The 12,965-nt window shown below is 35.6% G+C and carries 12 protein-coding genes; 8 read left to right on the top strand and 4 right to left on the bottom strand.

All coding sequences use genetic code 11. The features are described 5' to 3' along the window. Positions 1-28: 28 nt before the first annotated feature. From LEP1GSC059_RS04410 to LEP1GSC059_RS04420, 3 genes are read right to left on the bottom strand one after another with little or no spacing between them, the layout of a single operon-like run. Positions 29-1,366 (bottom strand): PDZ domain-containing protein, encoded by a 1,338-nt coding sequence (locus LEP1GSC059_RS04410; RefSeq protein ID WP_017214502.1) that lies wholly within the window; start codon positions 1,364-1,366, stop codon positions 29-31. Then, on the bottom strand, positions 1,363-2,817 hold the full coding sequence (locus tag LEP1GSC059_RS04415) for a S1C family serine protease (RefSeq protein WP_017214503.1): 1,455 nt from the start codon (positions 2,815-2,817) through the stop codon (positions 1,363-1,365). The genes LEP1GSC059_RS04410 and LEP1GSC059_RS04415 overlap by 4 nt, the downstream gene beginning before the upstream one ends. Next, positions 2,810-3,646, bottom strand: a complete 837-nt coding sequence (locus tag LEP1GSC059_RS04420) for an LIC11113 family protein (RefSeq protein WP_036057056.1) — start codon at positions 3,644-3,646, stop codon at positions 2,810-2,812. The genes LEP1GSC059_RS04415 and LEP1GSC059_RS04420 overlap by 8 nt, the downstream gene beginning before the upstream one ends. Here LEP1GSC059_RS04420 and LEP1GSC059_RS23975 point away from each other — a divergent pair. The 5 genes from LEP1GSC059_RS23975 (at position 3,623) to LEP1GSC059_RS04440 (ending at position 8,501) form a co-directional block, all read left to right on the top strand. Next, the gene (locus LEP1GSC059_RS23975) at positions 3,623-3,814 is read left to right on the top strand and encodes a hypothetical protein (RefSeq protein WP_235592088.1); all 192 of its coding nucleotides are present in this window, start codon (positions 3,623-3,625) and stop codon (positions 3,812-3,814) included. The genes LEP1GSC059_RS04420 and LEP1GSC059_RS23975 overlap by 24 nt on opposite strands. 54 nt (positions 3,815-3,868) lie before the next feature. Continuing rightward, positions 3,869-4,717 carry a sulfurtransferase gene (locus LEP1GSC059_RS04425; RefSeq protein WP_017214504.1) on the top strand — a complete coding sequence of 283 codons (849 nt, stop codon included), beginning with the start codon at positions 3,869-3,871 and terminating at the stop codon, positions 4,715-4,717. Between the two features lie 198 nt (positions 4,718-4,915). Then, complete coding sequence (locus LEP1GSC059_RS04430; RefSeq protein WP_020980353.1) at positions 4,916-5,410, top strand: hypothetical protein; 495 nt, start codon at positions 4,916-4,918, stop codon at positions 5,408-5,410. 90 nt (positions 5,411-5,500) lie between these two features. Next, complete coding sequence (locus LEP1GSC059_RS04435; RefSeq protein WP_017214506.1) at positions 5,501-7,660, top strand: alpha-glucosidase; 2,160 nt, start codon at positions 5,501-5,503, stop codon at positions 7,658-7,660. 415 nt (positions 7,661-8,075) lie between these two features. Further along, a complete protein-coding gene (locus tag LEP1GSC059_RS04440; protein WP_002179670.1) occupies positions 8,076-8,501 on the top strand; it encodes a thiol-disulfide oxidoreductase DCC family protein in 426 nt (141 codons plus the stop codon). A 56-nt stretch (positions 8,502-8,557) separates the two neighbouring features. On the opposite strand, the gene LEP1GSC059_RS04445 is transcribed toward LEP1GSC059_RS04440, so the two are convergent. Then, positions 8,558-9,751 carry a kelch repeat domain-containing protein gene (locus tag LEP1GSC059_RS04445; RefSeq protein ID WP_002179660.1) on the bottom strand — a complete coding sequence of 398 codons (1,194 nt, stop codon included), beginning with the start codon at positions 9,749-9,751 and terminating at the stop codon, positions 8,558-8,560. Positions 9,752-10,430: 679 nt separating this feature from the next. On the opposite strand from LEP1GSC059_RS04445, the gene LEP1GSC059_RS04450 reads away from it, so the two are divergent. From LEP1GSC059_RS04450 to lsa19, 3 genes are all read left to right on the top strand, one after another. Next, positions 10,431-10,733 (top strand): Bor family protein, encoded by a 303-nt coding sequence (locus tag LEP1GSC059_RS04450; protein ID WP_002151573.1) that lies wholly within the window; start codon positions 10,431-10,433, stop codon positions 10,731-10,733. Beyond that, positions 10,730-11,773 (top strand): putative porin, encoded by a 1,044-nt coding sequence (locus LEP1GSC059_RS04455; RefSeq protein ID WP_002179653.1) that lies wholly within the window; start codon positions 10,730-10,732, stop codon positions 11,771-11,773. Before LEP1GSC059_RS04450 ends, LEP1GSC059_RS04455 begins: the two co-directional genes overlap by 4 nt. Positions 11,774-12,285: 512 nt before the next feature. Continuing rightward, the gene (lsa19, locus tag LEP1GSC059_RS04460; protein ID WP_002179671.1) at positions 12,286-12,894 is read left to right on the top strand and encodes an adhesin Lsa19; all 609 of its coding nucleotides are present in this window, start codon (positions 12,286-12,288) and stop codon (positions 12,892-12,894) included. Positions 12,895-12,965: the final 71 nt, after the last annotated feature.

The raw sequence follows: 12,965 nt of genomic DNA on the forward strand, positions 1-12,965 counted from the left end.
TTTCCGGAATAGATCCGTCAAGATATTATCAATGTAAATTGTCTAATTTGTCCAAGTTATAATTTAAGAGAATCTTCTGGTTCAAACTTTGAAGTTGTTCTTTAGAAAACACAGCGATACGGTTTCCGGAAAACCGAAACACAATCGATTCTTTTTGATTTCCATCTAGAATTTCTTTGAGATCGGAAAGAGACCGAACCGTTTGATCATTTACGGATTCTAAAATTTGATCTTGGAAGTCGTGAAACCCTTGGTTTGCTGAATCTGGAAACACTCTACTGATAAATACGAGACGATTTTTTTCAGGGTGAACCTTTTTGTTAAAGGATTCGTAAAGATAGAGAAGTTTTTTATCCGAATTTTCCCTATATCTATCTCCGGATTCTTTTAAATAAGCACCTGTTAGTTCTGTAAAAAAAAGTCCGCCGCTAATTAGATACGGAGGAGGTGAAGCACCAGAGTCCGAAGGAATAAAAAAAGAATCCTCTGTGTAACTTTTTAAAGGATATGTAATTTCTTTTCTTTTACCGGCTCTGAATACGGAGAGGGTAACATTGGTTCCTGGAAGTGCCAAACGATGATGGTTCATAAGAATTTTAGAAAATACTTCCTGTCTGTTTGGGGAATGAGTAAAAATTTCACCATTGATGGCGTAGATTGCGTCACCTGGAAATAGGCTGTGTGCCGGCCCAACTCCCGGAAAAACTTCCGAAACCACTACGCCATAAGAAGAATCTGGAAAGTAGAATTTCTTTTCTGGAATTGTAAGAGAATCGTCAAATGAAAATCCTGGATGGACGATGGGATGATTGGAAGAAGAACGAAGAAATAAGTAAAGGTATTCTGCTGGAATGTTCCAGTGTCCGTCCGTATAGCCACAAATTATATTTTTTGAATATAAGAAATTTCTAGTGTTTCCTTCCGGGCCGGGTCTTTTGCTCATTTTTAAAATCGAATTAGAAAGATCTGGACTTCCCCATTCCTGTTTTGGAAAAAATTTAGAACAAATGGAATGATTGGAATCTCCAAAATGGGATTTTCTTTTAGAGGAAAATTTACCTTTGTGTGAAAAAAGAGCCAAACCCGTTTGGGGATCGTGTTTAAATAAATATAAGCGGGTTCCCGGTTTTGTTTCCGGATTGGTTTCCGAAAAAAGAGGAAATTCTCCGGGGGTAAGAAGTGCCAGTAAAAAATCCTGATCGGCTACAATCGCCGGAACTTTTCTTTCGTAGTGTGAGCCTTTTTGCCAAGGATTTTGATGAGAGAATTTTCTAAAGTGAACCAAGATCGTTTCCGCTTTTAAGGGAACCGAAAACATCAAACTACATAGGATTAAAATAAAAATTTTGAAAAAATAAAATCTCATTCGTCCGCCTCCACGTCGAAGCGTTTTTTAATACGAATATTGATTTTATCGATCGTGTCTTGATCTAAAATGATCGGAAGATTTACACCTCTGAACTTCAAACTGATCGTACCACCGTAAAATTTTTTCCATAAGGATTTAAAATCTTCCAAGTCGGAAGGAGTACGATCATTGATCGATTCTAGAATTTTATAACGATAACTCGCATATTTAGAGTTAAGCGGATCTGGATAAATACCAGAAAGTAAAATGTCTCTGTCCGTAAAACGATATAATTCATCTTGAATATAATAACTGTAGTGATACCTAAGAGAACTTTCCAAACGTTTAGAATCTCCCCCAGCGAGCGCTCGATTTACAGGTTGAAACAAAAAACCTCCAGATAAAAAACTGGAACTTTTATTTTGTTGTCTATAAATATCTAATGTAGGAACGCGTTTGAGGGTTCCTTCTACTTTGTAATTTTTGCCGTTTCTATAAAAGAAAAGTTTAATAGGATCACCGATAAATTTTTCTTCTATCAGATCTCCTATAAAACCTCCTATTTCGTCCATAATTCCACCGTCTCCGTTTAGATAAGAATTATCAATTTTATAAACGAAATCTTCCGGTTGTAAAAGATCCGAAAAAGAAGAATCCGGATAAATCGTATTGATCAAAATACCATTTAGACCTTCCGGAATTTTAAGATAGGATTTTAAATAAGAAGAATGACCGTTCTGAAAACTAAAACCAGGAAACGGAAAACCGTGATAGGTTCCATCTTCAATATCTTTTAAGAAATGATTGATAATTTCGGGAGGAATCAAGTAGGCTACGTTTCCTTGAGATTGACTGACTTGAAAAGTAATTCCTACTACTTTACCGTTTTGAATGGCCGGTCCGCCTGAATAACCGGGAATGATGTTCGCATTGACACGGATCGCTTTTCTATAATCCAAACCGCTAAAGGAGTAACGTACTCTTTCTACTCTAGAAACATTCCCATTTTCTAATGTAATGTTCTCGTCTCCTCCGGGATAACCTAAAATCAAAAGGTTACTTCCGAGAGCGGGAGAGGATTCCGTAACCTCCAAAGGTTCTACATTGCTAAAAAATTCATCCTCTTCTACTTTGAGAATGGCGAGATCACAGTCAAATCCTAGGTATTGGACTTCCGCCTTATAAAATTTAGTAGAATTGAAATGTTTTACTTTAAGATAACTGGAATTGGAAACTACGTGTGCGTTTGTAAGAATCCTGTTTCCGGAAATGATCATGCCGGTACCAGCGTCCCGTAAAATCGATTTTTCGGAATAGTTATCTTGATCTTCTTTTTCCGAAAAAGTATCGCTCCGGATGATAACTACTCCGTCCAATAAAACTTTTAGATCCGCTGAGTTGTTATTTTGGGCGGAAAGTTGAAATATGGATAATAAAATTAGAATATTCAAAAATATTTTTTTACTCATTGTAGATTTCCGCTTCCTGATGCCAGAGAATTTTATCCGCTTCTATGGATTGAATTTTTAATTTGCCTAGATATTTAGCGCCTTCTTGAATCTGATCCGTGTCTTTATCGTCCAGTCTAATTTTTCCCAAAAAATCAGAACGAATTCGGATATAAGAATAGGGAGAAGAAGGGATACAACTCGCTTGAAAAGAATAATAGATCGCCTTCTCCCAATAAAAATCAGAATCCTTTTTTAAAAAAATCAAAGGACAAGTAGAATCGAAAAAAATTTCTTTTCCGCTATTTAGATTTCTTTTTGCGGGATGTTTTGCAATACTTAGAAAATACTGAAGTCCATGATTGTCCTTATATTCTTTGGGGTGAGTTTTTGACGGAAGTTGATTTTTTTTACTGGAATTCACAAACGATTTTTTTTCGAAATTTTCTTGATCGGAGGGTTTTACTTCTAGATAAATCTTCTTACCAATTTTTAAAATTTCTCCAAAAGAAATTTTTGCGGAAGGATCTTTCCAAAATTCAGAACCTCCACCCAAATAAATAAAACCGGGCCATTTTTTTTCCTTACATTTGTAGGAAAGATAGACAACTTTTTCGAAACGTTCTGATTCTTCAAAACCGCAGTCTCCGGTTTTAAAGGAAGGGTATTTGGTTCTAAAAGATTGAACTGTGGATTCGGAGGGATACTTTTGAAATTCTTGAACAAAGGACCTAAGGATTTCTGGGAATTGGTTTGTGTCTTCTGATTGGACATTACCCGAAATAAAAAATAAAAGAAAGAAAACCCACATTCGTATCTTTCGGGGATATTTCCTGAATTCTTTTATCATTGTTTAGAATATCGGATTTCTTCCCCCTGGATGTTGAATCCTATCGAACAAAGAAAATGGATTTCGAATTACTTCTTTGGTAGAATTGGGTCTTTCATTTTTATAAAAACTTATGTCCCAAATTTAAGATGTTTTTTAAAAAAAAGTACATCGGAATTTTTGGGCTGAAAATAATGGTTAAATTCAAATAGAGAATCGTTTCTAAGCGATAGGGTGGTTTGTTTGTCCAGCTGGAACTTTATAAAAACTGAATTAAACGATAAAGATTTTTTGATCGATTGTCGCTCGGCTACTGGGTATCAAGAGGCTACTTTCAAAGGGGCTTACAGTTTTCCTTTTATTAAAAAGGCTTTTGCTTCGGATCCTGAATCTCAGAAGAAGATGACAGGACCTTTGGAAGAAATTCTAAAACTCATAGAAAAAGAAGGAGCGACTAGAGTCATCGCTTTTGACGAAGGGATGGGAATGTTTGCTTCTAGAATGGTTTATCTTTTGAGGGCGGCAGGTTTTCAGGATGCGTTTTTATATGGAAATCGTTGGCCGGTTTCTGGAATTGCTCAAGAAAAAGGTTCCAGAGAAATGGAACTAGGTCCAGGGGATAAACCTAGAAAACTAGAAGGGATCGTAGACAAGGCGTTCTTAGAAAAAAATTTGACTCGACTTCAAATTTTTGACACAAGAACTCAAGAAGAATACGAAGGAAAACTTCCTAGACTTACGGCTCCCGAGCCAGGTTCGTTATGCGGTCGTTTGCCTGGTGCGTTTCTTTGGGATTGGAGAATTTTATACGATGGTCAAGGGAATTTAATCGAAAAAACTCAGTTTAATAAAAAACTCAGATCCTTTCCGTTTATGCCCGAAAGAACCACTATCATTTATGATTATAACGGAGCAAGGTCCTCACTTTTAGCTTTGATGTTACGCGAAGTAGGTTATCTGGACGTTCATACATACCAAGGTTCTTGGTTCGAATGGAGAAAATCCAGTCTTCCTAAACAGGCAGTCTCGGTTTACGGACAAACCGGGGCCGGAGGTGCGCCACCCAGAGTGGGCGGTGCGGATCGTAAGTAGAGTTTAATTCAAAATTTTGAATATACTATAAACGTAAAGTTTGTTTTTAAAATACCGTTTACGGCGAAAATTGTAAGGAAGTAAAAACAAGCTCCGGTTATATCTGCGGATTTAAAAAGTCTGTTTGTGAATTTTCGGCGTTAAAAAGCGAACGCATTCCTATATTTAAAGTTTTCTGAATCTTTTGAGGATCTAAAAATGTTCTTTTTCAGAAAAAATTATATATGGTTGCTCATATTGAATATAATACAGGCGATTTTACTTTGTTGTATTTATCTGAATTGGCCCGAAAATCCGTATCAAGGGAAAACTAAAATAGGGGAATTAGAGACCGGAATTACGTATTGTAAAGTTGCGATCTATGTGGACGATGATTGGGAATATGCACAACCAGCATATTACGAGATAGTTATAGACCGAAGATATACAATTTCGTTGACGTATTTTACAAATGTGGATCCGGAAAAACTTTCTGTTAAAGAATTTGAAATTATAAAACATCCAAACAAAAATCTAATCGGACTAGTCAGAAAAACGGATACTAAGGTGCTTCTGATGATCCATAACTTCGATACCAATGAAAACTGGCCAAACGCGAATTTTACGGAAAAATACGAGAGCGTTCGAAAGAGAGGAAATTCGATGCGGAATTTGTTAAATCCATCCTTACTTTTATCTACCGAATCGGTTTGAACCGGAGTTTTCTGATCGTTTTAGAATTTTAACCCGAATAAAATTAGAATTCATTTAAAAATATCTTATTGAGTTTATAAGGAAAATTGAATGTTTTTGCAACGTGTGATTTTGGCGTTTATTTTTTCGAGTTTTTTATCTTGTTCCGGACCTTTTGCAGACTACACTAAAATATATCTTCCTTCTGAAAAACAATTTTCCTTCGGTAAAAACTTTCAAGCAATCCAAAAAGAAAACGTTCTAGAAATACGTTCTGTTGCAGGAACTTTTTTAGAACTTTCTCTGGCAAGACCCTTTTTATCTGCGGCAAAGGGAGAACAGGAAGTGAAATATAAATTCGCTTCTTTCCGTATTAAAGATAAAATCATATTTCGATGCAATTTTCAGAACATTGAAACTATGATTTCTTCTTCGAATGATTTTAGAATTTCAGGAACCTTAGAAGGAAAGGATTGTAGAAGTAAATATGAAATTGTTTTTATACCGTTAGACGAAACATCTATTCGATTTAAGGTAAAAATTGAAGACGTTTCTTTAAATCGTTCTTACTTTAGAATGATTTCTGACGAAACCGAAAACATTTTTGGACTTGGAGAACAATTTAGTCATTTCAATTTAAAAGGTAAAACCCCCTTTTTATTTACCGAAGAACAAGGAATTGGAAGAGGGGATCAACCGATCACCGCAGGAGCAAATCTTCTGGCGGATGCAGGTGGAAACGAATATACTACTTATGTTCCGATTCCTTTTTTTCTGACTTCCAAAAATAGATCCGTTTATTTTGAAAATTCATCCTATTCAAAATTTGATTTTTCTAAACCAGAGGAAATTTCGATCGAGTTTAGGGAAAACGGACTTCAAGGAATCATTTGGAAAGATTCTTCTCCTATCAAACTTGTGCATAAGTTTACCGAAAAAACGGGAAGGGCATCGGAACTTCCGGACTGGGCCTATGGGACTTGGTTGGGAATACAAGGTGGAAAAGAAAAAGTCCTAAAACAAATCGAAGCTGCTATAAAAGAAGGAAATCCGATTACGGCGCTTTGGATTCAAGACTGGGTTGGAAGAAGGAAAACTAATTTCGGATCTCAATTGTGGTGGAGATGGATCGCGGATGAAAAATCTTATCCGGAATTCAAAAAGTTCTGCTCTGATTTAAATTCAAAAGGAATTCATGTATTAGGATATTTGAATCCTTTTTTAGCGACCGAAGGGCCGCTCTATCAAGAAGCTGTACAAAAAGGATATTTGGTAAAAGATAAAAATGGAAACAATTACATAATTGAAACCGTAGGTTTTCCTGCGGTTCTATTGGATCTCACTCATCCGGGAGCTGTGAAATGGATTCAAAAAATCATTCAAAAAAATTTAATCGAAGTCGGACTTTCTGGATGGATGGCCGATTTTGGAGAATGGCTTCCCTTAGACGCAAATTTGTATTCCGGAATTTCCGCAGATGTTTATCATAACGTGTATCCGGTAGAATGGGCTCGGATCAACAGAGAAGCGATTCGAAATGTTGGAAAAGAAGGGAAGATTGTATTTTTTACGAGATCCGGATATAGTAGTTCGATGAAACATTCTACCCTTTTTTGGGAAGGGGATCAGATGGTAAGTTGGGGAGAACACGACGGAATTGTGTCTGCCGTGAGCGCTCTTCTTTCCGGTGGGTTGAGTGGGATTTCACTCAACCATAGCGATATAGGCGGATATACTACGATCAACAATCCGATCCGAAACTATCATAGATCCAAAGAATTGTTTTTACGTTGGGCGGAATTGAATGTATTTAGTACAGTGTTTCGAACTCACGAAGGAAACCGTCCCGAAAAAAATCATCAATCTTATTCGGATGAGGAAACGATCCGAGAATTTGCAAGATATTCAAAGATGCACTTCGCATTAAAAGAATATCTCAAGTCACTGGTAAAAGAAGCCTCTAAAACCGGACTTCCTGTTGTAAGGCCGCTTTACTTACATTACTCGACCGATCGAAAAACTCATGAACTCAAAAGAGAATTTCTTTTAGGCGAAGAACTTTTGGTTTTTCCGGTTTTGGAAGAGGGGAAAACTTTTGTGTATGGTTATTTACCAGAAGGAGAATGGGAACACATTTGGACGGGAAAAATTTTTACTGGAAAAAACAAAGTCAAAGTGGAAGCTCCATTAGGCGCCCCTGCAATTTTTTTGAAAAAAAATGGAATCTGGTATTCTAAATTGAAAGATGCTCTTTATAAATTTAAAAGATAAATTGCGATTCTATTACATTTAAATTTGATTCATTCTCAATCTGAATGTTAAATGATTTCGCATTAATATATATGTAGATTTTTTTGTTTTATTATAGTTGTTGAAAAATTTTATAACGACAATCAACAAAACTGCTTTATCGACCGTTTCCATGAGACAGAAACTAAGTGGCGATTCATTTTTCAACAACTATACTTATCGGATCGTTTCTTTTGGTTTCAGGTCTTGACTCATCCGAATTTTATATTATCAAAACTTATTTGTGAAATTTAGAAAAAAACAATGTAAATTAACGTGTTTAAGATTATTTCGATTATAATCTTTGCCGCTATATTGGAGTATCTAAAAATTTTTTATCTAAGCAGATTTGTGTTAAAATTTATAGTATAGTTACGTTTAGGTGGTTTAAAGAAGAATGAAATCTGAAATTTTTAGAGAACCAAAAGATCCAATCGTATTTTTTGATGGAATATGCAATCTTTGTAATTTTGTTGTTTTGTTTTTTCTGGATCGAAATCAAAAAGGGAATTTAAAATTCGCGAGTTTACAGTCTATGGCTGCGGAAAGAATTCTTGGAAACAAGGTAGGTCTTAACGATTCACCTTCTTCGGTTTTATTTCTGGAAGAGGGAATTCTTTATCAAAAATCGAATGCGATTTTAAAGATCAGCGCTTACCTTTGTTTTCCTTGGAATCTTCTTCCTTTATTTAGATGGGTTCCGGCTTGTTTTCGTGATCTTATTTATAATTGGATTGCAAGAAATCGTTATCGTTGGTTCGGAAAATTGGAAACATGTAGGATACCAGACCCAAGTTTAAAACACAGGTTTTTAGAGGATTGATTGGATGGCCTTGGAACTCATTTTTGATTTGTAAAAACCGTAAAAATAAAAAAGGATCAATATGAGGACCGTCCTCCTAAAATTAGAACTTTACCATTTTGTAATATATGAGATGTCGCGTCGTATCGTTTCTGAATCAAATTTCCTGTAGAAGATAACGAATTTGAATTTGGATCAAAAATTTCCGCCTCCGGATGAATTACGCTGGAAGTTCTTCCACCTGCAATTAAAACGTTTCCGTTATTTAAAACTGTGCCTGTATGAAATTGTCTGCTTACGGACATTTTAGGACTGATTTCTGTAAATGTAGTATCTAAAATCTGAATAGAATCGGAAGTTCCATCTTCGTTAGAACCGCCAGTAATTAGAATCCTTCCGTCTTGTAATACGTTAGCTGTAAAGGATCGGACCGGTTTTCTTAAAGAAGGTCCCGCGGATAAAAGACCTGTAACCTCGTCAAATCTTTCTGTTTCGGAAAGAGTAGAATAAGAATTTGTAGTTGAAGAATAATTCACTCCTCCGATTAAAATTGGATTTCCTATGTTGGGGACGAGGGCTGAAAAATTATATCTAGGTTGGAGAAGATTTCCTTTTAAAGAAAAAGTTTTGCTAACAGGATTATAAACTTCTACTGGAAGGATTCCATTTCCAGAAATTGGATCGACCCCGCCAGCGACCAATACTTTTCCGTCAGACAATAAGACGGACTGATGTCTACATCTTGCGAAATTTAAGTTTCCCGTCCAAGTAGAAGTCTCGGTCTGTGGATCAAAAATCTCAACTTTATTTGTAGCAGGAGAATCCGAAAGACATTGACCGCCTGTAATTAAAATTGTCCCGTCTTGTAATAGAGTGGCCGCGTGTAAATTTCTAGGCATCAGAAGATTTTGGGTCGAGTTTTGAAACGTATCTGAATTTGGATCATAGATTTCAATCTGATCCAGCATATACGATTCAAGATAAGGATAATAACCTCCGGTGATTACAACCCGTCCGTCTTGTAAAATAGAAGAAGTATGATGATACCTCGGAAAATTTAGAGAATTTTTAACAAATGAAAAACTTCGAGTGTCTGGATCGTATAACTCGGCTGAATTTAAGTATGGGTTGGAGTTACTGAAAAGGATTGCAAGTAAACCTAAAGGAGCTTTAGAGATTTTATCATTTGTATGATGTAATAAACAACTCGAAGTAAAAAAGAATAAAACAAAACATTTGATTCCAAAGTGAGTTTCCATTTTGTAAGACATAAAAACAAAGTTTGTTTTGTAAAAGAACAACACAATCAGAATTTACAACCTGAGTTCTTTATCCGATTTCATTACTACTCATAGTTATATAACGTAGTATCTACTAATTTTTATGGAATTAGGTACCCATAAATGTTATGACAAAGTGTCGGTTAACGCGTTTTCGGTTAAATCCAATGCGAAAGCGATTGAGGCGTGATCAATAAATTGAATTCAGGAAAAGATTTTGTCCTTCAATTTGTTGATCGGAGCTGAAAGCGCGGTCCGGCAGCGCCGGATTCGCCCGGTTTTCTTTTGCTAAATTTCACACATTGAAGTGTAAAAGATTGGATATTTTATTATATAGTTTTGAGTAATATTTTGTGTCCAATTGGTTTGATGATAAAATTCGCGGCATTCTATAATATAATTTTGAATAAACATTGTATTATGAGGTTTCAGGATTTTTTATCTAAAGGATATTTTCGCACTTTATGGCTGGCGTATTTCAAAAGTTTATAAACTATAAACAAGTGTAATTTATGAGTACTAATACACTTTATTAGGAAAGCTAAGAGATTTTTTTGAGGTTTTGAACAAACTTTAAATAAACAATAACGTTATTGAACTTTGTACTATCTTGACCTGTAGAAACGGAAAAATAATCTAGAAGGAATCTTCTCCTTTTTAGGAAAATGGAATGAAACTAACTTCACTCATATTGTTTTTTGCGATTTTTATTTCCACTGGTTGTCAAACGGAAAAATTTTATTGGAAACAGGAAGTGGAAAAACCTGGAAGAGTTCCAACTTATAGCGTTTACAGACATTTTTTTATCTGGGGTTTGGCGCAATCCGAGGACCTGAATCTCAAGGATGCTTGTAAGGGAAAAGAAGTTTCCTACGTAGAAACTAAATACACTCCTCTTTCTATGCTGGTGATAGTGCTTACTTATACATTATATTCTCCTAAACTCACGAACGTTTATTGTGAATTGGAATGAGAATATTATTTTTAAAATTTTTACTCTTACTTTTTTTTCCGATCTCAGTACTGTTTGCAAATGATTCTGGATGGATAATTACGCCTAACGTTCAATACAATCAGGGTAGGTTTATTTTTGAAACTGGTGGGGGAAATCTGATTCCTTCCTCTAAGGATAACAGTTATGGCAGTGGTTCAAGACTGACTTATGCGAGGGAATATCCACTCTTAGGTGTTAGTGCGATTTATATCAAAAAGAATTGGGAATTTCAACTTCAAGGACATTCCACCTTTGGTTATCGAAACTCAGGAAATTTTAGAGACGAAGATTTTTATTTGTTCACTCCTTCATATTATTCCAATCGATTTGCTCACTATGGGCCGTTTTACGGCTATGATCCGATTTGGGGGAATCATCAACTTACTCGTTTTTCTGGGACAAGTAATTGGTCCGATTTTGATTCTTCTTTGAAAGCAAACGATTCGATTGTTGGATTTGACGTAAGATATTTTCCGAGTGGGGGTTCTCCGAATCCGAACGTTAAAGGTTTTGGTCTTTTTGTAATTGGAGGATATTCTTACGAATATTTAAAATTTATCGTAAATGAAGCTTCCGGTTCACAATTGAGTTCTGGAAAGATTTACTTTGGTTATCTAAACGGAGAAAATATTTCTTATTCAAATTCTATCAACGAGATCAAATACGGTATAGGTACTCAAACTAATTTTCAAAGGTGGGGTTTAGAGGTTTCATTCAGTTTTGTTTCCTCGGAGATCAAATCCAGGGACTTTCACCGGTATAGAACTCTTACTTTTTTAGAATCTGCATATGGGAACGGATGGACTCATACGATCAAATTTAACTATAAACTTTCAGAAAATTTAATTTTAAATTTAAATTGGACGGAATCTTTTAGGGAATTTGAAGGTAAGTCGCATGTCAAAGCTGGACTCGGCCCCGAATCCTGGTATGCTGGTCTTGTATCTTTTAATCAACAGTACTGGCTTTACTCCGTTCAAAATCAAGTGTCGCTTGGAGTTTCTATTTTTCTTTTTTAAATTTTATTTTGATTCTAAAATTGAAACTGTTTCTTTAAACCTAAAAACTACTTTATACTTTTAGAATGTAGCAGCTATTACTTCAAAAATCCTTTTGAAATTCAAAAAACCGCTCAAAGAGACGTAATTTGTGGGAACTACCACGAAACATAATTTTACGAATCAATTCTGAAAATGTGAGAATTTACGTTGAATTGCTGGTGTCTGCGAAATTCCTACTATTTAAAAAATATAATTTTATAATATAGTTTTGTGCCCGAAACGGAGATTTGTTTTGGAGTTTATGATGTTTATATGTAGAAATAGAGTAAAAAATATTTTATTCTTAAAGAAATGTGTTTCTACGATTTTGGAAATTTTTTTCCTAATTTAAAAAGCGCCTATTCTTGGAAATAAATTTCCAAAGAGGAATTGAAATTTTTTGGAAATAAATTTCTGAAGTTTGAGATAAAAATCTAGACCGTTTTTTTCAAATTAGAGTATAATACGAAGACTTATTTATAGAACGTTCAATGGGAGTTACTATGATTCGATTATTAATTGTGTTTTTGGTTTTAATCTTTTGCAATGTTTGTAAACCTAAAACCGCCGAAAGTTCGGACGCAGTAGTCACTTTTCTCAAAGGAAAGGCTTTCGTTATGGAGACTGGTAAGGAACTTTCTCCATATGCAAACGTAACTGAAAAACAATCCGTACAAACTGAATCGGAAACCGTCTTAGATCTTACTTCTAAATTAGGGAGTTTTCGTCTATTGGGAGGAAGTACCGCAACCATAGCGATTCTTAATGCTGAGAGCGCTTCGTTCCAAGTTTCCGAAGGAAACGTATTGATCAAAGCGGGTAACCTTGCAAAAGGACAAAGCCTACTTGTGCATACTCCTACCGTAGTTGCAGCCGTTCGAGGAACTCAGTTTTGGGGAAGAGTGAACGGTAAAGACGAGAGTGGGACATTTGCGGTTCGAGAAGGAGCCGTTGAAATTACACGTAAATCAGACAATGTAAAAGTTTTAATCGAAGCGGGCCAGGCTCTGGATCTCAAACCGGATCATAAGGACTTAAAAATAAGAACCGCAGCCAAAGAAGAATTAGCAGCCATGGAGCAGATCGACCAAATGAAATGATTTCCTGAATTCCCGAATCTTCGTCCTTAAGTGCCGGATTTCCAAGTGAGTCCGGTTTTTTTTTGTGTGCA

The organism is Leptospira noguchii serovar Panama str. CZ214 (assembly GCF_000306255.2).
GTDB lineage: Bacteria > Spirochaetota > Leptospiria > Leptospirales > Leptospiraceae > Leptospira > Leptospira noguchii.

Coding starts and splice junctions, on each gene's coding strand:
- LEP1GSC059_RS04420 (WP_036057056.1), bottom strand. CDS start 3,646: ATGATAAAAGAATTCAGGAAATATCCCCGAAAGATACGAATGTGGGTT.
- LEP1GSC059_RS04430 (WP_020980353.1), top strand. CDS start 4,916: ATGTTCTTTTTCAGAAAAAATTATATATGGTTGCTCATATTGAATATA.
- lsa19 (WP_002179671.1), top strand. CDS start 12,286: ATGGGAGTTACTATGATTCGATTATTAATTGTGTTTTTGGTTTTAATC.
- LEP1GSC059_RS04435 (WP_017214506.1), top strand. CDS start 5,501: ATGTTTTTGCAACGTGTGATTTTGGCGTTTATTTTTTCGAGTTTTTTA.
- LEP1GSC059_RS04450 (WP_002151573.1), top strand. CDS start 10,431: ATGAAACTAACTTCACTCATATTGTTTTTTGCGATTTTTATTTCCACT.
- LEP1GSC059_RS04445 (WP_002179660.1), bottom strand. CDS start 9,751: ATGTCTTACAAAATGGAAACTCACTTTGGAATCAAATGTTTTGTTTTA.
- LEP1GSC059_RS04415 (WP_017214503.1), bottom strand. CDS start 2,817: ATGAGTAAAAAAATATTTTTGAATATTCTAATTTTATTATCCATATTT.
- LEP1GSC059_RS04410 (WP_017214502.1), bottom strand. CDS start 1,366: ATGAGATTTTATTTTTTCAAAATTTTTATTTTAATCCTATGTAGTTTG.
- LEP1GSC059_RS04440 (WP_002179670.1), top strand. CDS start 8,076: ATGAAATCTGAAATTTTTAGAGAACCAAAAGATCCAATCGTATTTTTT.
- LEP1GSC059_RS04455 (WP_002179653.1), top strand. CDS start 10,730: ATGAGAATATTATTTTTAAAATTTTTACTCTTACTTTTTTTTCCGATC.